The 20,138-nt window shown below is 46.6% G+C and carries 17 protein-coding genes and 1 other RNA gene; 14 read left to right on the forward strand and 4 right to left on the reverse strand.

Annotation, left to right across the window (positions count from 1 at the left end):
- Nucleotides 1-21: 21 nt before the first annotated feature.
- From AC50YO_RS09470 to rnpB, 8 genes are all read left to right on the forward strand, one after another.
- Entirely contained in the window at nucleotides 22-834 is an 813-nt protein-coding gene (locus tag AC50YO_RS09470; RefSeq protein WP_494846510.1) for a pyruvate, water dikinase regulatory protein, read from the forward strand.
- A 103-nt stretch (nucleotides 835-937) separates the two neighbouring features.
- Nucleotides 938-1,399 carry a YaiI/YqxD family protein gene (locus AC50YO_RS09475; RefSeq protein WP_494846963.1) on the forward strand — a complete coding sequence of 154 codons (462 nt, stop codon included), beginning with the start codon at nucleotides 938-940 and terminating at the stop codon, nucleotides 1,397-1,399.
- A gap of 42 nt (nucleotides 1,400-1,441) precedes the next feature.
- Nucleotides 1,442-3,292: a DNA primase gene (gene dnaG / locus AC50YO_RS09480; RefSeq protein ID WP_494846512.1), complete on the forward strand. Its 1,851-nt coding sequence runs from the start codon at nucleotides 1,442-1,444 to the stop codon at nucleotides 3,290-3,292.
- 17 nt (nucleotides 3,293-3,309) lie between these two features.
- On the forward strand, nucleotides 3,310-4,446 hold the full coding sequence (gene rpoD / locus AC50YO_RS09485; protein ID WP_494846514.1) for an RNA polymerase sigma factor RpoD: 1,137 nt from the start codon (nucleotides 3,310-3,312) through the stop codon (nucleotides 4,444-4,446).
- 74 nt (nucleotides 4,447-4,520) lie between these two features.
- Nucleotides 4,521-5,360 (forward strand): hypothetical protein, encoded by an 840-nt coding sequence (locus tag AC50YO_RS09490; RefSeq protein ID WP_494846516.1) that lies wholly within the window; start codon nucleotides 4,521-4,523, stop codon nucleotides 5,358-5,360.
- Entirely contained in the window at nucleotides 5,360-6,151 is a 792-nt protein-coding gene (locus AC50YO_RS09495; RefSeq protein WP_494846518.1) for a tRNA (adenine(22)-N(1))-methyltransferase, read from the forward strand. Before AC50YO_RS09490 ends, AC50YO_RS09495 begins: the two co-directional genes overlap by 1 nt.
- Nucleotides 6,118-7,239: a Nif3-like dinuclear metal center hexameric protein gene (locus AC50YO_RS09500; protein WP_494846520.1), complete on the forward strand. Its 1,122-nt coding sequence runs from the start codon at nucleotides 6,118-6,120 to the stop codon at nucleotides 7,237-7,239. The genes AC50YO_RS09495 and AC50YO_RS09500 overlap by 34 nt, the downstream gene beginning before the upstream one ends.
- Nucleotides 7,240-7,302: 63 nt before the next feature.
- An RNA gene (gene rnpB, locus AC50YO_RS09505) (RNase P RNA component class A) lies at nucleotides 7,303-7,710 on the forward strand.
- A 980-nt stretch (nucleotides 7,711-8,690) separates the two neighbouring features.
- On the opposite strand, the gene AC50YO_RS09510 is transcribed toward rnpB, so the two are convergent.
- Entirely contained in the window at nucleotides 8,691-10,562 is a 1,872-nt protein-coding gene (locus AC50YO_RS09510; RefSeq protein WP_494846522.1) for a S8 family peptidase, read from the reverse strand.
- A gap of 179 nt (nucleotides 10,563-10,741) precedes the next feature.
- Here AC50YO_RS09510 and AC50YO_RS09515 point away from each other — a divergent pair, with 179 nt between their 5' ends.
- From AC50YO_RS09515 to AC50YO_RS09525, 3 genes are read left to right on the forward strand one after another with little or no spacing between them, the layout of a single operon-like run.
- Complete coding sequence (locus tag AC50YO_RS09515; protein WP_494846524.1) at nucleotides 10,742-11,242, forward strand: YpuI family protein; 501 nt, start codon at nucleotides 10,742-10,744, stop codon at nucleotides 11,240-11,242.
- A gap of 54 nt (nucleotides 11,243-11,296) precedes the next feature.
- On the forward strand, nucleotides 11,297-11,503 hold the full coding sequence (locus tag AC50YO_RS09520) for a DUF1540 domain-containing protein (protein WP_494846528.1): 207 nt from the start codon (nucleotides 11,297-11,299) through the stop codon (nucleotides 11,501-11,503).
- Between the two features lie 5 nt (nucleotides 11,504-11,508).
- Entirely contained in the window at nucleotides 11,509-11,913 is a 405-nt protein-coding gene (locus AC50YO_RS09525; protein ID WP_494846530.1) for a DUF4190 domain-containing protein, read from the forward strand.
- 54 nt (nucleotides 11,914-11,967) lie between these two features.
- Here the strand turns inward: AC50YO_RS09525 and AC50YO_RS09530 are convergent, their stop codons facing one another.
- Nucleotides 11,968-12,597, reverse strand: coding sequence for a GTP pyrophosphokinase (locus AC50YO_RS09530; RefSeq protein ID WP_494846532.1), 630 nt, complete (start codon nucleotides 12,595-12,597; stop codon nucleotides 11,968-11,970).
- Between the two features lie 162 nt (nucleotides 12,598-12,759).
- On the opposite strand from AC50YO_RS09530, the gene AC50YO_RS09535 reads away from it, so the two are divergent.
- Entirely contained in the window at nucleotides 12,760-13,554 is a 795-nt protein-coding gene (locus tag AC50YO_RS09535; RefSeq protein ID WP_494846534.1) for an ABC transporter ATP-binding protein, read from the forward strand.
- Nucleotides 13,545-15,773: an alpha/beta hydrolase family protein gene (locus AC50YO_RS09540; protein ID WP_494846536.1), complete on the forward strand. Its 2,229-nt coding sequence runs from the start codon at nucleotides 13,545-13,547 to the stop codon at nucleotides 15,771-15,773. The genes AC50YO_RS09535 and AC50YO_RS09540 overlap by 10 nt, the downstream gene beginning before the upstream one ends.
- 58 nt (nucleotides 15,774-15,831) lie before the next feature.
- Here AC50YO_RS09540 and AC50YO_RS09545 read toward each other — a convergent pair whose 3' ends face one another.
- Nucleotides 15,832-16,524 carry a queuosine precursor transporter gene (locus AC50YO_RS09545; RefSeq protein WP_494846538.1) on the reverse strand — a complete coding sequence of 231 codons (693 nt, stop codon included), beginning with the start codon at nucleotides 16,522-16,524 and terminating at the stop codon, nucleotides 15,832-15,834.
- Nucleotides 16,525-16,775: 251 nt separating this feature from the next.
- Here AC50YO_RS09545 and helD point away from each other — a divergent pair, with 251 nt between their 5' ends.
- The gene (gene helD, locus AC50YO_RS09550) at nucleotides 16,776-19,130 is read left to right on the forward strand and encodes an RNA polymerase recycling motor HelD (protein WP_494846540.1); all 2,355 of its coding nucleotides are present in this window, start codon (nucleotides 16,776-16,778) and stop codon (nucleotides 19,128-19,130) included.
- Nucleotides 19,131-19,145: 15 nt separating this feature from the next.
- Here helD and AC50YO_RS09555 read toward each other — a convergent pair whose 3' ends face one another.
- Complete coding sequence (locus tag AC50YO_RS09555) at nucleotides 19,146-20,021, reverse strand: helix-turn-helix domain-containing protein (RefSeq protein ID WP_494846964.1); 876 nt, start codon at nucleotides 20,019-20,021, stop codon at nucleotides 19,146-19,148.
- Between the last annotated feature and the right edge of the window lie 117 nt (nucleotides 20,022-20,138).

The following is a 20,138-nucleotide window of genomic DNA, read 5'->3' on the forward strand; positions in this document are numbered from 1 at the left end:
CAAGTCAAGGGAGGTTTGGGAATGCCTAATTCAGCAGAAGTAGTCATTTATGTTATATCGGATGCTGCAGGAGATACGGGGGAAATTGTGGTTAGAGCAGCAGTAGCGCAATTTCATCCGCTTCAGGCAGAGATTCGCCGCGCCCCTTTTGTAACGGATGTCCCGACATTAGAAAGGTTCGTGCTGCAGGCCAAGCTGTCAGGAGCCATCATGATGTATACGCTAGTCATTCCGCATTTGCGAGATGGCATGCGTAAGCTGGCGGATGAGAATGAGGTTGTTGCTATCGACTTGCTTGGTCCTCTGATCGAGAATTTGGAGGAAAAGACGGGACTTCAATCGCGAAGAGAGCCTGGACTTAACCATGTGCTGGATGCGGATTATTTCCGTAAGGTGGATGCTGTGGAGTTCGCTGTTCGTTATGATGACGCGAAGGACCCCTCAGGTGTGCTAAAGGCTGATATTGTGCTGGTTGGTGTTTCCCGTACCTCGAAGACGCCACTATCTATGTATTTGGCACATCAGAAATACAAAGTCGCCAATATACCGCTGGTGCCTGAGCTTAGCCCGCCGAACGAGCTGTTTGTCGTACCGAAGCATAAAATAGTTGGACTGACGATTGATGTTGCTTACTTGAACATTATTCGGAAACAAAGGCTGAAGGCGCTAGGATTGCCAAATAGTGCCTCTTATGCAACGACGGATCGGATTCAAAAGGAGCTGCAATATGCAGAATCGATTATGCAGAAGCTTGGATGCATAATCATTGATGTCTCCCATCGGGCTGTCGAAGAGACAGCAAGCGTAATCATGGAACATATCCGCATGGTTTAAAGGCTTTTAGCAGGATTTTTTAATTATCTGCCGTATATAATAGTACGGTAAACAATAAATAAACAGCTTTATCGACCTCTATAAGAATGAGCGGTGATGCGATATACAGCCGACCATCCTTGTTGATGGTGACGCCTGTCCCGTCAAGACAGAAATTGCACAAGTTGCGCGTTCCAGTGGAATTCCCGTTCTTATGGTCTCTTCATATGATCACCGGCTTCAGCCGGAGGAGGGAGTCCGGGTTGTACAGGTTGATCGAAGCAGTCAATCTGTCGACTTGTATATCGTTAATCATATAGCAAAAGGCGATATCTTGATTACACAGGATTTTGGATTAGCCTGTATGGTAATTGGCAAAGGCGCGTTCGTATTATCTCCCCGCGGGGAGCAGTATACGGATGAGAACATCGATTATCTAATGGAAAGACGCCATGAGCTTGCAAAGCGGAGACGCAGCGGAGGTAAGACGAAAGGCCCAAAAGCGATGAGTGAGGCTGATCGAGACCGTTTTCAACAAAAGTTGACAAAAGTTTTGCGAAACTTGCAGGAGAAACATGACGTATAGCGAATATTATTTACGTGTTAGTTAGGATGAAGGTGATGAACGATGACATACGGCAAAATACCGGATGAGGTCATTGATGCAGTAAGACGTCATCATGATGTCGTGGAGACGGTTGGTAAATACGTTCATCTCACGAAGCACGGCAAATACATGAAAGGGCTTTGTCCCTTCCACTCGGAGAAGACACCATCCTTTACAGTGACGCAGGAAATGCAGATTTATCATTGCTATGGCTGCGGCAAAACAGGTGATGTCATCCGGTTCTTGGAGGAGATGGAGGGTTATTCCTTTCCGGAAGCGGTTAGAGTGCTTGCACAGGATGCAGGCATGCCCATTACTTGGGCATCGCCTGATGACAGTCCAGCAACTGCTGCAGATACGGATCGCGGGAAAATGGTTGAAGCGCATGAATTAACAGCCAAGCTTTACAATTATGTGCTTAATAATACACAACATGGTAGAGCGGCGAAAGATTATTTGCGAGAACGCGGGTTAGGGGACAAGCTGATCAATCATTACATGATTGGTTATGCGCCTGAGCAATGGGATACATTGACCCGATTTTTGGCGGCAAGGAACTTTGATCCTGCGGTGATGGAACGAGCTGGATTATTATCTGCCAAAAATGATGGAAGCGGTCATGTAGACAGATTTCGAAGCCGGATTATGTTCCCGATATGGGACCGTGACGGCAAAGTAATCGCTTTTGCGGGCAGGATACTGGGAGAAGGTCAGCCAAAGTATTTGAACTCCCCCGAAACTCAGCTATTCACCAAAAGCCGTACCTTGTACAATCTGCATCATGCACGACCGGCCATTCGTAAAAGAAAGCAGGTTGTCTTGTTCGAAGGATATATGGACGTTATAAAAGCTTGGAGCGCCGGAGTGAAGAACGGCGTTGCAACGATGGGAACGGCGCTAACGGAAGAACATTGCACCATTCTTGCCAGACAAGCAGAGGAAATCCTACTATGCTATGACGGTGACGAAGCCGGTCAAGCAGCCGCTATGAAATCGATTCCTATGTTTGAAAAAGCAGGTCTGAGAGTAATGATAGCTATGCTGCCTAAAGGCAAGGATCCGGATGAGTATATTAATGAATACGGTCCTGAAGCTTTTATGCGCGAGGCGATTGATGAACCGGTGTCCGTAACGAAATTTAAGCTTATATATTCTAGAAAAGACCATATACTGCTAAAAGAAGAAGGCCGGAAAAATTATTTGCTCGAGGCTGCTGGCATTGTTGCAGAGCTCGAATCTCCTATTGAACGTGAAGTTTATTTGCAGGAATTATCCCGCGAGTTTGAATTTCCTCTAGAGGTCTTGAAGCAGGATTGTGCCATGAAACGTCAAGAACTGCAAAAAAAGCGGCCGCAAGGGGATAATAACGATAATTCGTGGAATAATGGTAGGAATGAAAATCGCCGAAAATCAGGCCCACCTGCGTTGTTGCCCGCATATACGTATGTGGAACGACGCTTGCTTCATGTAATGATGCGAGATCGTGAAGTGGCGCAATCGGTGCATGAGAAATTGGGCGACGCGTTCAATATTGAGGATCACGCAGCACTTGCTGCTTATTTATACGCTTATTATGCGCAGGGTCTTGATCCGGATGCCGGCCGTTTTATTGCTACTTTACAGGATGAACGCCTGGAGAGAGCGGCCGCCACTATTTTGATGATGGACGGGAGCTTTCCTTTTGATGAAGCGATATTGGATGCCAGCATCCAAGACATTCTCAAAGTACCGCAATTAAAGGAAATCGAACGTAAGAAGGAAGAAAGTGTGCAGGCTGAACGAGCGGGAAATCATATCCTTGCCGCGCAAATGCAAAGTGAGATTATAACCCTAGAGAGACAACTCAAAGGACGACACGACGATCGGTTCTAGGGAGGAGGGAGTCGGAAATGGCGAATGATCAGCATACTGAACTAGAGACCCAACAAAAGCTTGATCATGTGAAGGATCAGTTGATCGAACAAGGCAAGAAAAGAGCTTCTTTGACCTATAAAGAGATTATGGAGAAATTGTCTCCGTTCGATCAAGATCCGGAACAGATTGATGAATTTTTCGAGCAGCTTGATGATTTGGGAATTGAGGTATTGAATGAGAGGGATGAGGATCGTGATCATCCACTCGGCAATCGAAGTGAGGATCAGGATAAAGAACAAGACGAATTCAACTTCGATGATGATTTGGCATTACCGCCAGGCATTAAAATTAATGACCCTGTAAGAATGTACTTGAAGGAGATCGGGCGTGTTCCGCTTCTTTCGGCGGATGACGAGATTGAGCTTGCAAGACGCATCGAGAATGGGGATGAAGAGGCTAAGCGCAGATTGGCTGAGGCGAACCTTCGTCTGGTTGTTAGTATCGCGAAGCGTTATGTCGGCCGTGGTATGCTGTTCCTGGATCTTATTCAGGAGGGCAATATGGGCCTCATTAAAGCGGTGGAGAAGTTCGATCATCAGAAGGGCTTTAAATTCAGTACGTATGCAACATGGTGGATTCGCCAAGCTATAACACGGGCAATTGCTGACCAAGCGCGTACAATACGGATTCCCGTTCATATGGTGGAAACGATCAATAAACTTATTCGAGTGTCCCGTCAACTGCTTCAAGAGCTAGGACGCGAACCAACCCCGGAGGAAATTGCTGCGGAGATGGAGCTCAGCACCGATAAGGTTAGAGAAATTATGAAAATCGCACAAGAGCCTGTATCGCTGGAGACGCCAATTGGTGAGGAAGACGATTCGCATTTGGGGGATTTCATCGAAGATCAGGAAGCTCTAGCTCCTGCGGATGCTGCAGCGTATGAATTATTGAAAGAACAGCTTGAAGATGTGCTGGACACATTGACTGAGCGTGAAGAGAACGTGCTTCGATTGCGGTTTGGTTTGGACGATGGTCGTACCAGAACCCTCGAAGAGGTTGGTAAAGTATTCGGCGTTACACGCGAGCGGATCAGACAGATTGAAGCGAAAGCATTACGCAAGCTTCGTCATCCAAGCCGCAGCAAGCGACTTAAAGATTTCCTAGAATAAACGCTTCATTGAGAATGGCCTTCTGCTTGTGCAGTAAGGTCATTTTTCAAAGTTAAGAAAGGAAACCGACCGCTATGAATGAAGAACGCAGACAATTAATTGTCAAAGAAATTGAGCATTGGCGCAGAAGTAGATTGCTTCCAGATCAATACTGTGATTTTCTGCTTAACTTGTATGCGGATCATGATCGGGAGCCGGATGTAAAGCGCCAGACCTCGTATGGTATTGGAAAAGCGGTGTCGGCTGTACAACGTGCTTCTGGCAGGCAATGGCTTCTTACATTTGGGTTTTTTACCTTAATTTCCTTTGTTGTGCTTTATTTTAACGCTTTTCATCCTCTATTGCAAATAGGGGTTTCTGCTTCGGGAGTTGTCGTTCTGCTCTGGCTTGGACAGCGGTTGCGGAGACGGAATGAAGCCGCAGGATTAGCGCTTTCCGGCACAGCGATGCTGCTGTTGTTAGGAGCAGGGCTGTATATGCTCGAACTGCATGGTATGGAGCAATGGGGCTGGAAAACGGCGTTGCTAAGCTTTTGTGCGATATTTTGGATTATTTATGGAATTGCTGTTCGTATTCAGCTTCTTCATTTATGCGGTTGGATTGCGGTCATATTGGTGTATGCATGGCTGATCGCACAATTCACAGATACACCAGCTTGGTATGAATCTCAGCTCTATTGGCTGCCGGTTTCTTGCCTGTTTGGCTGGAGCAGCTGGTTTATACATCGTTGGTCGAAGCCGGTGTCTGCCGTGTTATTTGTGACGTGTGCGCTAGTGTGGTTCATGCCAGAATTATTTGCAATGTTATTTATGAAGGAACCGGTTATGCTGCAATTGCAGCTGCTATGCAAGATGGCAATTGGCGGCGGATTACTGTTCTTCATGCGAAAAAAATGGATAGCGTGGGTTGCTTAATGTTGAAACTTTCAAGACGTCTGCAAACGATTGCGGATTATGTTACATCTGGCCATCGAGTGGCTGATATTGGCTCGGATCATGCTTTGCTTCCTGTCTATTTGATTCAATCTGGAATTTCGCCTTCAGGAATTGCTGGTGAGCTCAATCAGGGCCCATACGAAGCAGCTAGAAAGCAGACAGCTGATGCCGGCCTGCTGGAGAAGCTCCAAGTGCGCCGGGGCAATGGACTTGCTGTATTAGGGATAGGAGAGGCAGATACCGTAACTATCGCAGGTATGGGCGGCAGTTTAATGTCCGATATACTTGAAGAGGGCTTTGCTGCAGGCAAGCTCGCAGGAATCAAAGAGCTGGTACTACAGCCTAATGTAGGCGAGGATATCGTTCGGGGCTGGCTTATCGCCCATGGATGGTATTTGCAAGCAGAGACGATCATCGAGGAAGATGGTAAAATCTACGAGGTGCTGCATGCAGCTTGGCTTGGAGCAGAGGAAGCCGCAATACGGAATAAGCAATTGTATGACAGCTCCTTCTTAGCGGTTAATGAGATGAGCGAGGAAATAGCGGCAGGTAAATTGCTGCAAATGGGACCTTATTTATTGCGCCAGCCAAGCGGCATTCTTATTAAGAAATGGCGGCAGGAGCTGGATAAGCTAAGCAGGATTGTTGGCCAGCTCTCACAATCTGAGCAGCCAGAAGCAGAGATGAAAAAGAAAGATTTCGAATTGGAAATCAAATCGATCGAGGAGGTGCTTCGGTGTTTGCAAATGGACATACAGTCGTTCAATTGATGGAACAGCTTGCGCCTAAGCATTATGCTGTAGAGAATGATAAGATCGGTCTTCAACTGGGGACCTTGAACAAGCAGATAACAAAGGTGCTGCTCGCGCTTGATGTGACAGATGAGGTCGTGGATGAGGCAATCGCAGATGGAGCAGAGCTTATTATTGCGCATCATGCGATCATTTATCGCCCGCTAGCCAAGCTTGATACGTCAACGCCAGCAGGCAAACTATATGAGAAGCTGATTAAGAATAATATCGCAGTTTATATTTCTCATACGAATCTGGATGTGGCTGATGGAGGCATTAATGATTGGATGGCGGATCTCGTAGGGATTGTGCCTGAAGCCAGACAATGCTTAGAGGAGGTCCATACGGATAAGCTTTATAAACTTGTCGTTTTCGTGCCCGAGGACCATCATGAGAAAGTACTGCAAGCGGTATTCCAAGCAGGAGCAGGTGCCATAGGCCAATACAGCCATTGCAGCTTCAATATTGAAGGTACTGGCACCTTTCTTCCAGGAGAAGATACAGAGCCCTTTATAGGCGCTCCAGGGCAGCTGACCAAGGCTGCAGAAATCCGTATCGAAACGGTAGTGCCCCATAGCGTGCATCGCCGAGTTGTACAGGCTATGCTGAAGGCTCATCCTTATGAGGAGGTAGCCTATGATCTGTATCCGATGGACCTGAAGGGCCGATCATTCGGTCTTGGCCGGGTTGGCAAGCTGGAGGAGCAAATGACGCTTGGAGAGCTTGCTGAGAAAGTGAAGCAGGTGTTCGAGGTACCTGTATTACGCATAGTAGGAGATCCGAGCCGTCTGATCAAGAAGGCAGCAGTGCTGGGGGGATCTGGCGCACGATATGTGCGGCATGCTTCGTTCGCAGGAGCTGATGTGCTTATAACTGGCGATATTGATTACCATACTGCGCATGATGCCTTGGCTGCTGGTTTAACGATCATTGATCCGGGCCATAATGTTGAGAAGATTATGAAGCCGCGTGTAGCTGAGTGGTTGAATAAAGAGCTTCTTGTTAAGAAATATGATACAAAAGCTGTCTATTCTGGTATTTCGACAGAGCCTTTTCAATTTGTATAGTATAGCTTGAGCAAAATAGGTTGAGCTTTTGCTCAATACCTTGTATACTTATCCGTGCACCGGAAAGTTTGACAGACAATCGCTGGCGGCCTTGTTGCCGCGAGAGGAAAGTCCGGGCTCCAAAAGGCAGGATGCTGGATAATGTCCAGTCAGCGCGAGCTGAAGGATTAGTGCCACAGAAATGGACCGCCGATGGCTGGCCTCGTGCCAGCACAGGCAAGGGTGGAACCGTGGTGTAAGAGACCACGAGGAGTGCAGGTGACTGCATGCCTGGTAAACCCCATCTGGAGCAAGACCGAGAGAATGCAGCAGCTTCGAGCTGCAGCCTTAGCCTGAGGCGCATTCGGGTTGGTTGCTGGAGCCGTCTAGTAATAGCCGGCCTAGATAGATGATTGTCGCTTCGTAAGTGGGAGGGTCGTTCCCGTTCGAACCACAGGAAGTACAGAACCCGGCTTAAGGCAAACTTTCCGCAACGATCACAAATAAAAGGGGCTGTCCCGAAAGTAGATTATTCTACTTAGGGGCAGCCCTGTTTTTATGATTTTACTATTGTTGTGAAGAAAGCTATGAAGGAGGACGATACCTGCATAGCTTTCTTTGTTTTTATGTCTTACGGATATTCTTTCAAGAGGTTATGGCCGAGTGTAAGCCATGCGACTTCTAGGCTTGTTTTTTGGAAGACCATACAAAATAACCTCACTTCTGGGTTAATGGCTGTATGATACTCATTATTGCAAAGAGAGGATTCTTACTCTTGTATTTGATCAACAATCCTTCAGTAAATTAATTTTGGTACAGTTTTGTTTGCGTTAGCAGTGAAAGACAAGGTGAGTTGAAAAGTATTAATTGACAGTTGATTGTGCATTCATTTAAATATTGAGCAAGAGCAAGAGCAAGAGCAAGAGCAAGCTGCATGCTGGCCTTATCAAGTGAGGAGTTAGTCGAGAGGGATAGCTATGAGGCAAGCTCACAAGATCTGTGAGGAAAAGCGCCTATAATTGAGGCGATAAGTGAATTTAGCTGGAATGTATGAGGTAAAGCTCATACCTGGGGAGGCTATCCTCCTGAGCTATGAGGCTAGCCTCATAGAATGCTGATGATGCAGGGTAAGCAGGCAATTTGAATGAGGCTAACCTCATAGAAGAGTGAGGCTTCGGTATGCTCGCAGTCGAAGAATCGTTAGTTGAGTAAATGGAATGCGAAGCGTGTGGACCGATGAGGTTGGATCATATATAAGTGTGAGGAAAAGCGTGTGGACCGAATGAGGATAACCTCACAGAAGAGTGAGTCGATAGCAGTATCGCAAATGAGCTACTATTAAGCATGTACAGCGATTAAAATAAAAAACGGGATGGAGCAGAAGGTACTTCTGCTCCATCCCGTTCTTGGTCTGTTTTAACATTGGAGGTTGTGCCGGCTGTTCAGGATATGAAGCGGCAGCAACAATAAGCTTATTTGTTACTGTACTTCTGAGTTATCGCATCCAAGCGTCGCTTGGCTTGACTCGGGTAGTTCTGAAGGGTGGCTCCGAAGCTGGTCGAGGCCTTCAACGCTTTATCAACGTCGATCAAGCCATAGCCGAAGGAATTATCTTTTCCTTTGTCTCCCAGATCAATAGTTGAATTCCGCATAATATCCATCACTTCTTCATTGTTTAGATCGGGATTGGCGGAGCGGATGAGCCCAGCTAATGCAGCTACGTGCGGACTTGCCATTGAAGTGCCGGATAAGGCAGCATATTGACCGTCGAGATATGTGCTTGCAATGCTATCCCCCGGCGCAGCTACATCAATGTAGTCGCCGTAGTTGGAAAAGGATGCCTTGTTGTTGCTGGAATCCGTTGCCGCTACAGCAAATACTTCGGGATAAGCAGCCGGATAGCCGGGACGCTCTGTATTGTCATTGCCGCTCGCGGCAATTAACACGACATCATGGTCATAAGCATATTTGATAGCATCATGGAGGAAATCAGCTTGTGCATAATTGCCCAAGCTCATATTGATGACCTTAGCGCCATGATCTGTCGCCCAAATAATCCCCTGCGCAACCGAATAGGTTGAGCCTGCGCCGCTGCTGTCGAGCACTTTGACAGGCATAATTTTGTTATACCAGGATAAGCCTGCTACACCTTCTCCGTTATTAACGGTAGCGCCCACAATTCCGGCAACATGTGTGCCGTGTCCTACATCATCCTCAGGATCAGCACCGCTTGCAACGATATTGGTTCCTTTTGTGAGCTTGCCCTTTAAGTCGGGATGGTTCATTTGGACGCCAGTATCTAAGACAGCGACGATAACCTGCTCATTGCCTTTGGACACGCTCCAGCCCTTCTCAGTCTCAATAGATGGCAGGTTCCATTGGTATTGGGAGTATAGGGCATCGTTAGGGACGATGATATCTTCAGTGCTTTCGTTCGTTAAATAGAGATAATGGGGCTCAACGTATTCAGTCTTCCATGATTTCTTGAAATAGGACATCATTTTCTCAGCATCCATATGCTCAGACCGGAATACATACGTATCTCCAATTTGCTGGATTTCAGAGGCTTTGATCGTTTGCTTGATTTGATTGAGCTGTTCATTAGAGAGCTTATCTGCAAAATGAACGACAACGTCGCGAACATGGTAATGGCTTGCATTGCCGTTGTCTTCTCCATTCCGCACAGTTATGTCCTTCGCAGTATTCGGAAGAACGGATTCGATACGATAATTGCCTTCAGAAGGATAGGGAACGAGCCTAAGGTTCCGTTTTTGGTGGCGCTCAATCTGAGTGACAATATCTTGCTTGATTACTCCGACGATTCCTACTTCTTTATGCTTGGGATGTGGAACGCCCAAGACAATATATCGGCTGCCCGTATCACTGACGAAGGGCTTGGATTCATACCTCTTGCCTTGGCGCACATGCTCGGAGGCTGTCTTCATGTATGTGGCTGCCGAATCATTGTTGGATTTAGGCAACGTGCCGCGTTCGATATGGCGAGAGCCGGCAATCCAGCTAATATAGCTCATATGCTTATGCATATCCATCATATGATTGATTTTGCCCGCCTTGTCTTTGTTATCCGCGCTGCTTGCCATGAGCTTGTAAAATTCTTTGGAGCATTCGGTGCTGCATAACAGCGCGGTTGCATTCATATCCTTGTTTAGCGTCTGAAGCTTTTGCGCCTTCTCATGGTGTTTGACCGAGAGGGCTGTTGATGGCGGTGCAGATGGCACAGATGGTGAGGATGGCGTGCGTCCTGGAAGGAATAACGGAGCAGTAGTGACGAGTAACGCCGTAACGGCCAATATGGAAAACAGGCCGATCCACTTCTTTTTCATGTAACCTTAGCCTCCCGTGTTGTCTTAGCATAATTGTTCAATCTAACTATAGGGTTCACTTTGTACAACACAAAATATGCGGTAGGTTTGTCTGAATCACAGTACCATCTGACAGCAATATGTGGTACTATGTTGGTGCCTGAGTTTTTTTTGTTGTGGATGAAGAAAGGGGAACTACCATGCCATCAGCCAATGTCAAACCACTTAGCGAGACAACACGTAACAAGTTAAAGGATGCAATTCAACAATTAGAACCATTTTTGAATGATTATTCGTTAAGCCAGTTAATCGGCGAGGAAGACGGAGAAGAAGCACAAGCGTTTTATAAAGGCCTATTGTCTGACTTAAGACATCTGTTGGTCTTTTCTGAAGTCTCGGTTGAGAAGCTGGGAGTACTGCTCAGAAGGCCCAATTTTGATAATGATTTTGCAGAGCGCGTCTTGTATGAGGTATATCATCAATGTGTGAATGCGTATTTCTATCCGAAGAATGAATGTTATTCCGAAGACGGCCGTTACGCTTATACAGGACAAGATGCGATTCGTTTCCGTTTTAAGCCTGTACGTGAAGCAAGAGTTATTGTTCTTTCTTTATCGAAAATTTTCGAAGAGCTTCGGGATGAGCTTGCTTACTATGAGAATGACTACATGACACAGCGCCGCATGCAGGGGCAAAAATAAGGAAGGCATGAATCACCTCCGGTCAGGGAAACTTGATAACGGAGGTGATTTTGTATGCCGAAAGGCGTATCCTGTAGTGTAGCTAATTGTTCATTCTGGAAGGAAGGCAATCATTGCAACGCTGAAGTTATTTCCATTGATATTGACCGCCACGCGAGCTTCGATGCAGAGTTTGCTGCAGAAGAGTTCGGGCAGCTTCACCAAGATGAAGCTGAAAAATCATCCGCTACCTGCTGCCACACTTTTAAGCCTAAGGAGTGATGGGGATGGATCGCGTTGAAGATCACAATGAAGAGCGTAATAAAGATGATTTTCCAAGTTATACGGTCGCAGCCCCGAATGCGATGCCAGATATGAATCGGGACCTCAATGAAGAAATGGCCGCCGAGTTTACAGCAAAGGCTCCTGTCTCCTATGTTCCACGGAAGGAGCGGACCGAGGCGATTAGAGAAGATGAAGCGGGAGGAACAGCACTTGGCTGGGTAGCCCTCATATTTGCCGCCGCATCCTGGTTTCTATGGCCAGTCCTGCTTGGGGCAACATCCGCTGTAATTGGCTTTATTGCTTACCGTCAAGGAGCACGAGCTCTTGGAGGCTGGGCAATGGCTGTTGGTTTAATCGCTGTTCTGCTTTCTTTGGTTGTAGTTCCTTTTTATTATGCGGTAACCTGATATTTGCATACAAAAAAAGGAGGAGCAAAGGCTCTTCCTTTTTTTGTTGCTTGGTTATTCTGCGGCAATAGCAAGATGCTCCTGAACGGCCTCGTTAAGAGCGAGCATCCGTTTATCCAGCGAGCTGATCATATCGGCGGATTCTTTCAACTGCTGCTGGATTTCTACTGGAATATCCTGATTGTATTTGTAGAAAATTTTATGCTCAAGGCTCGCCCAGAAATCCATAGCACTCGTTCGAATCTGAATCTCGACTAGGACATTTTCTACTCGATTCGTGAGGAACACAGGAATTTCAATGATTAAGTGAACACTCTTGTATCCGTTAGGCTTCGGATTCTGTACATAATCTCTTACCTCGATAACTTTAACGTCGGTTTGTTCTCTAATCATTCGAAGAATTTGATAAATATCTGTTGAGAAAGAGCAAATTACCCGTACGCCAGCGATATCACGTATATGATCCTTAGCATTGTCTAACGTAATATCGAGATCCTTGCGCCTAAGCTTTTGCATCACGCTCTCTGGCGTTTTGATACGGGTCTTCACATGCTCAATCGGATTGTAATCATGTATGAACTGGAATTCTTCATTCAGAATATTCAGCTTCGTTTCAACCTCGTCCAATGCGAATTTATAAGTTAAGAAAAAATGCGCCCATTGCTTTAATTGCTCTTGCTTCATTGTTAATCCCACTCCTATCTTATCTGGGTCAAGCGTTCTAATTGTAACATGTTCGCGAGCAGAATGCTCTTTTACCAAGGATGATAGCTATTTTCCTATAAAAAAATTTGAACCTGTACGATAATTTACCTATAATTTAATACGTATAGGGGGAATAAGCAAATGATTATTGATATTCGAAATGCAGATTGGGAACGCAATGATAAACTTATCTTAAATCATATTAATTGGCAGGTAAATCCGGGTGAGCATTGGTGCTTGCTAGGGCTGAACGGATCAGGAAAAACGACGCTGTTAAATATGATCAATGGTTATATATGGCCTTCACAAGGACAAGTAGCCGTATTAGGGAAAACGTTTGGCGAATTCGATCTGCGCGTACTCCGTAAACGAATAGGCTGGGTAAGCACATCACTTCAGCAAAAGCTGTATGGCAGTGAAACAGCGCTGCGCATCGTGCTCAGCGGCAAATTTGCGACGATCGGCTTATACGATCAGACAGATGAAGGCGATGAAGAGCAAGCGTTGTCGCTAATGACGGATCTGGGATGTGCCTCGCTAGCACAGCGAACTTATGATACCTTATCGCAAGGAGAAAGGCAGCGCATCTTAATCGCTCGTGCCCTAATGGCATCTCCTCAGCTTCTTATATTGGATGAGCCTTGTACAGGCCTTGATGTTTTTGCAAGAGAGCAGCTGCTTGCCATGATTAACAAAGTAGCTTCCCAGCCGGAGGCTCCGACGATTATTTATGTGACTCATCACGTGGAAGAGATACTGCCATGCTTCAGTCATACGCTGCTTATAAAGGAGGGGCAGGTGTTTGAGGCGGGTGCCACGCATCAGGTGCTTACTTCTGATACGATGAGTCGCTTCTTCGATGTTCCAGTAGAGATTGAGCGGCGTGAAGGACGCAATTGGCTGTTCGTGAAGAATGAGGAACCCGAATGGAAGTAGCTTATAAACCGTCAAGAGCAGCTCGCTTCGTCGCATGGCTGAGCGAGAGAATCAGGCTGAGGCATCAATATGATTCTCCGATCTGGAGAGCTTCTTCTGGCGGCTTATTTGTATTTGGCTCTACCGCAATGGCCATCGCTGCTATTGGCATGCCAACAGGTCTCGGTACGATTGTAGATGCACTCGCCTTCGTAGCGATTAACGGAGCAGGTATGCTGCTGGTGTCACAGTTGCTTTCTATTCTTCTTAGCCTTATGTGTGTGCCTGTCCCAAGAAAATGGGCTGGTTTGCTTCTATATGTCAGTGCAGAGGTTTTTCTGGTCTTTTATTTAACCGAGTTTGGATTATGGGTTTCGATTCTTATAGGTACCTTGTATGCAGCAGTAGGGGCAGGCTTAGGCTTGCTCACAGGCTTGCTCTGGCAGCTTCATCTTGGCAAAGCCGTTAAGCTGCTGCTTATTGCAGGAACTGCAGCGGTACTAGTTATTGCGGTTTTGAAGCCTCCCCATCTGGAGGACGATAGGACGGTTCCTGCTATAAATATGGATATTGATTCGGTGGAGGCTTTGACTGAGATTAATCCGGCAGAGCCGGGAAACTATAGCTACCAGTATTTCTCTTATGGAAGCGGGAAGGATCTGCATCGCGAGCTATTCTCCAAGCAGGTGGAACTGGTCTCCACATCGGTGGATGCCTCTTCTTATGTGACCAAATGGCCATGGCTCAAAAAGCTGTTCTGGGGCTTCGAGCCCGATGAACTGCCGCTTAACGGCAGAGTATGGATGCCAGATGGAGTGGGGCCATTCCCGCTCGTTCTAATTGTCCATGGCAATCACCTTATGGAGGATTTCTCGGATGGAGGATATGCTTATTTGGGAGAGCTATTGGCAAGCCGCGGGTTTGTTGCGGTATCCGTTGACCAGAACTTCATGAATTATTCGGTTTGGTCGGATATCCCGAAACAAGATTTCAAAGTAAGAGCTTGGCTTCTTCTTAAGCATTTGCAGCAAATTCAAATCTTTAATCAACTATCGGACAGCGCGATGTATAACCGTATTGATATGTCTAACGTCGCCTTGATTGGCCATTCTCGAGGGGGACAGGCTGTAGCGATGGCAGCAGATGCCGACAAATGGTTTAAGGCCGACAAGACGTTAGCAAGCCTCCAGGAAGTGAATATTAAATCGGTAATCGCTTTAGCGCCTACTGATAAGAAAATAGAAGATCATGGGGCACGGCTCACCAATGTTAATTATTTGACGCTTCAAGGTGCGCGTGATGCGGATGTGAACAGCTTTTATGGGGAGCGCCAATATATTCGGACTGGCTTTACGGCGGGCTCAGACTTGTTCAAAGCTTCCTTGTATATGTCAGATGCGAACCATAGCCGCTTCAATACCGATTGGGGCAAGATGGATGAACGTTTGCCTGGCGGGTTGTTTTTGAATCGTGAAGGAATTATGGAGGGAACTGAGCAGCGCCAAGTCGCTAAAGTGTATATATCGGCCTTCCTTGAGGCAACCTTGCATGGTGCTAAGGGTTATGTTCCGTTATTTCAGGATTATCGCAAGGGTGCCGCGTGGCTGCCTGACTCCACTGATTATGTAAGCAGATATGAGGACGCAAGCTTCAGGGCGGTTGCCCGCTACGAAGAAGACAGCAATAAAGTAACTCTGCCGCGTGGAGGAAAACTGCAGGCTGCAGGTATGATCAATTGGGAAGAGAAGGAAGCGATCGATCGAGATAATCGCAGCAAAGGCACAAAGGGGGCTATTCTGCAATGGCAGAATAACGCAGCCTATACCTTGACGCTGCCAGATGATTATTGGTCCTTAGCTGCGTCCAAAGGAAAAGAAGTCTTTACCTTCGCGATGGCCAATATGAAGGGGAAGAAGTCCGCTTTCCTACAGTCCCCAGAAGTGGATATCGAAATGAAAACAAGCTCAGGAGCAAGTGTTAGATTGCCGCTAGAGCGTTTTAAGATCGTTCCTAAGCCGTTCCATACGACGTTCACAGTTATGCCTTGGCTGGAGAAACGAATAAAGGATGGCAAATTCAAAGAAGCAACGGAAGCTGCATTTCAGACTTATCGCCTTCCTATGTCTGCCTTCACAGAAAAAAACAAACAATGGTCGCTGTCTGACGTGAGTGAGATCACTTTCCACTTTGGCGGCGGGCCTCAGCAGATCATGCTTGATGACATTGGGTTTACTGAATAACAAAAGGGATTCCCGGCAGAAGGGAATCCCTTTTGTATAGTTAGTAGTCTGGCTTGCTTCAGTCTTCCTTATGCTGAAAATTTCTTGCTGCATATAAGAACGGCGTCGAGCAAATCGACACGAGGAACTTAATGATGTAGGTGGATAAGAAAATAGATAGCCACACGCTTCCTTCTTCACGTCCAGCGAATGCGATCGTGCAGAAAATAAAGGTATCAACAAGCTGGCTTATTGCTGTGCTGCCATTGTTGCGTATCCAGAGCTGATTAGGTGCCGGGTAGGCCCGCTTCAACCAGGAGTAAAGCTTGACATCAAGGAATTGGCTAACGAAATAGGCGCATAAGCTGGCGAGTGAGATTCGCGGCAGCAAACCGAATATCGTAGTCAAGGCTTGTTGGGTGCTGAGCGAAAGCTCTGAATCAAATGGATGGAATAGCAGAGCCATCTGCATAATAATCGTTGAAGCGATAAGCGTGAAAAAGCCGAACCATACTGCTTTCTTAGCAGCTTTCTCGCCGTACTTCTCGTTGAGAAGATCGGAAGCCAGATAGATGGTGCCATACATCGTATTGCCAAGTGTAATGACAATGCCAAGCGTCAGATCTACGGTCTTGACCACTTGTACATTAGCGATAACGGTTGCCATACCAATCCATGCGTAGATGCCTATCTTTCCGAACATTCGATAAGCAAGCAGGAACAGAGCGAAGTGGACGAGCATGAATAGCGCGCCGAGCCACAAATTGAACATATAAATACAACCTCCTAGTTTTGATAACGCGGGAGTTCTCGAACCGCGGCATACTGCAAGGGCAGCATCGCCTGTGTCATATTGCTGAAATTCTGCCTTTGTCATTATAATCGCTCTTCAGAGAGTGAGCAATAGGGTAATGCTTAATTGTATTCTTTTCATTGACAGGCAGACGGTGCTACAATGGGAAAACAACTTTTGAACAAAAGGAACTATTGGCGAAGCCATAAGGCTTGGGAGGAGCGGAGCTAATGCAGGACGAGCAGAGAGTACAAGAGGAAAGAATAGAAGAACAACAACGTGTGGATCGAGTAACCGCATGGATCAGCAAGCAATTGGATGAGTTGCAGGATGACACCAATAACATGAGAATGGATATTGTTGATATACGCAAAAACTTTTGGGATGACGTTACCGTGAATTTTGAGGATGCAGCCGAAGCAGCCGAGACAGCGGCAAGCATGAAGCAGCAAGCAGAGGTTCTTGCGCAGCGAGAGCATCGGCATAATCAAGCTAAGCAGCAGCTCAAGCTATTGCTGAAGCTGGAGCAGAACCCTTATTTTGGGCGCATTGATTTCTCCATGGATGAAGATGAGCAAGGGACCGGAACCGGTGAGCCGATCTATCTGGGAATAGGCTCGCTTCTAGATGAATCAGGAACGAATTATTTGATCTATGACTGGCGAGCACCAGTCTCAAGCCTTTATTATGATTATTCGCCGGGACCGGCCGAATATGAGACGCCTTCAGGAACGATAACCGGGGAAATGACCTTGAAGCGGCAGTACATTATTCGCCAGCGCCAAATTACAAGTATGTTCGATACGGGCGTCATTATTGGGGATGAGCTGCTTCAGGAGGTGCTGGGCAAGCAGTCGGATGCTCAGATGAAAAGTATTGTAGCGACAATTCAACGGGAGCAGAATCATATCATTCGGAATGAACGCGCCAAGCTGCTCATTGTACAAGGAGCGGCTGGAAGCGGTAAGACATCTGCCGCCTTGCAGCGTGTTGCTTATTTGCTCTATCGCTATCGCGATACGCTGCATGCCGATCAGATCGTTCTATTCTCTCCGAATCCGATGTTCAATAGTTATATCTCAACCGTGCTGCCTGAACTGGGTGAACAGAACATGCAGCAAACGACGTACCAACAGTATGTAGAGCATCGGCTAGGCGACACCTTTACGCTGGAGGACCCCTTTGCCCAGATGGAATATACATTAGGTGCAATTGATGAGCCTGATTACGAGGCCAGAATGGCAGCCATCCGCTTCAAATCAGGGATAGCCTTTATGAGAGTAATCGAGCAGTACACAGCTTCCCTAGGGGAAGAGGGAATGAAATTCAAAGCAATTAAATTCCGCGGCAGAACGCTGATCTCTGCCGAATGGATGCAGCAGGCCTTTTATGCGCTTAACCGCAGCTATTCCATACCGAACCGAGTGAAGATGCTGGCAGAAGGGCTTCTTAAGGAGCTCTCTCGCCTTAGTAAAGAGGAGCGCGGCAAGCAGTGGGTTGAAGACGAGATGGAGCTCATGAGCAACGAAACTTATGTTCAAGTATTCGATGAGCTTCTTCGCAAAGAGCGTTATACGGCTGATTCCTTCGATGATTTCGACCGCGAGAAGGAAATGCTTGCTGCAAAAATTGTTCAGGAACGGTTCAAAAGATTGCGAAGCAGAGTGAAAGGACTTCGTTTTCTGGACTCTCCTGCGATGTACCGTGCTATTTTTACTCAGGAGGAAGGCAAGGGATGGTTGGCAGAAATGGCTGAGCAGTGGAGCGATATTTGCCGAATAACGACGGAGAGACTTGACAGCAAAGAGCTTTTCTATGAGGACGCAACGCCTTATTTGTATATGAAAGCATTAATAGAAGGGTTTCAAACGAATACTTCTGTTCGGCATTTATTTATTGATGAAGCGCAGGATTATTCAGCTTTTCAATTCCATTACTTGAAGCGGATTTTTCCACGAGCCAAGATGACTGCACTAGGGGACTTGAATCAATCGATCTTCGCACATGCACTTCTCGGCAATGGCTTCGAGCCGCTCTCTGCATTGTACAGCGGTGAAGAGACAGTCACAATAGAGCTGCTTCGGAGCTATCGTTCTACACGGCAAATTGTCGAATTCACAAGCCGAATGATAGAAGGCGGCAATCGAATTGTGCCGTTTAATCGCATAGGGGATGAGCCGGCGGTTATACAGGTCAAGGATGAAGAAGAACTGCTTGGCAGCATAGCCCAGCGTATAGCAGAGCTGCAAGCGGAAGGCTCGCAATCTATAGCCCTCATATGCAAAACAGCAGAAGAGAGCACACGTATGTATCAAGCGCTGAAAGTGACTCAACCGCAGATCAAGCTGATTGCAAAAGAAACCGTGACCTTCGAGAAGGGCACGGTTGTCATTCCTTCTTATTTGGCGAAGGGGGTTGAGTTCGATGCAGTTATCATTCATAACGCATCCAGCAGTGTATATAACAAAGAGAGTGAGCGCAAGCTGTTCTATACGGCATGTACCCGTGCAATGCATGATTTGTACTTGTATTACATAGGGCAGCCGACGATGTTCTTGCCGACTCCTTCACGAAGCCATTTATAAATATTCAAGCCTGTACTATTTGCGCACTTCGGGCCAAATTGTACTAACCTCTACCCCAAGCTCCGAGGCTATCAGCTCAGCTGTTAGCCTTTGGGGCTTTTGTATTTTGCCATTGCGCAGCTTCGATATTGTTTGAAGTGAAATGTTAGTGGCGGCAGCAAGGTGGCTAGGGCTGATATCACGTTTGGCCATCCAAATTTTGAGCAGCATAGAGGAATCTACAGTGTCATTCAATGGATTCAAGTCCCATATAATAAAAGCATGCTCCTTGATATCACCGAAGCCATCAAATAGCGGCATTAAGGTTAAGGTAAGCTCCAATTCAACGCCGCTCAGCTTATTCGTATATACGGTAATATGATGCATCTTTTTAATTTTTCCGGATGTGGAGATCATCTCGCTTATTCGAACGTACTCGGATTCTGTTATGAACTGCAAGAACGTTTCGTCTTCCAGACGATTCTCGGGGATGAACAGCTGCGGTGCAGAGAACTCCCGAAGAAATCGAATGTGGTTCTTATGGTCTACTACGCCGCTGAGAAGTACCTTATTGTGGCTGGATTGCTCTTCAATCCAATATTGTGCGCTCAAATCCTCTAAGATAAGGAGTGATAGATGATCGGTCATATCCAGCGTCCTGTATTCCATTCGAACGGGAGTGCGGCGAAGCCGCTTCGTCAGAATATAGGTTTCTTTCTTATAATTGCTGGGGCTTGGATGGAGAGCGACATTGGCAACCCTGTCGGCTAAAGGCATGCCTAGCAGCTGTTCATTAGTGATTCCGGTTAATCGGCTGAAAGCGAGATTCGCTTCCTGAATATAAGCCACGTCTTGCCTTATATGAACGAGAACCATCGGTTGGTCGAAAATTTGAAATATCGTATGAAACACTTGCAATGAAAGAGGACCTCCTATGGTCGAGTCTTGGTGTTTGCTTCAACCCGAGTATAAGAGATAAGCGGGTGCGGACACAAGCTGTATAAATTAACATCAGAATTAAGTTTAATT

This window comes from Paenibacillus sp. J22P59 (assembly GCF_059383895.1).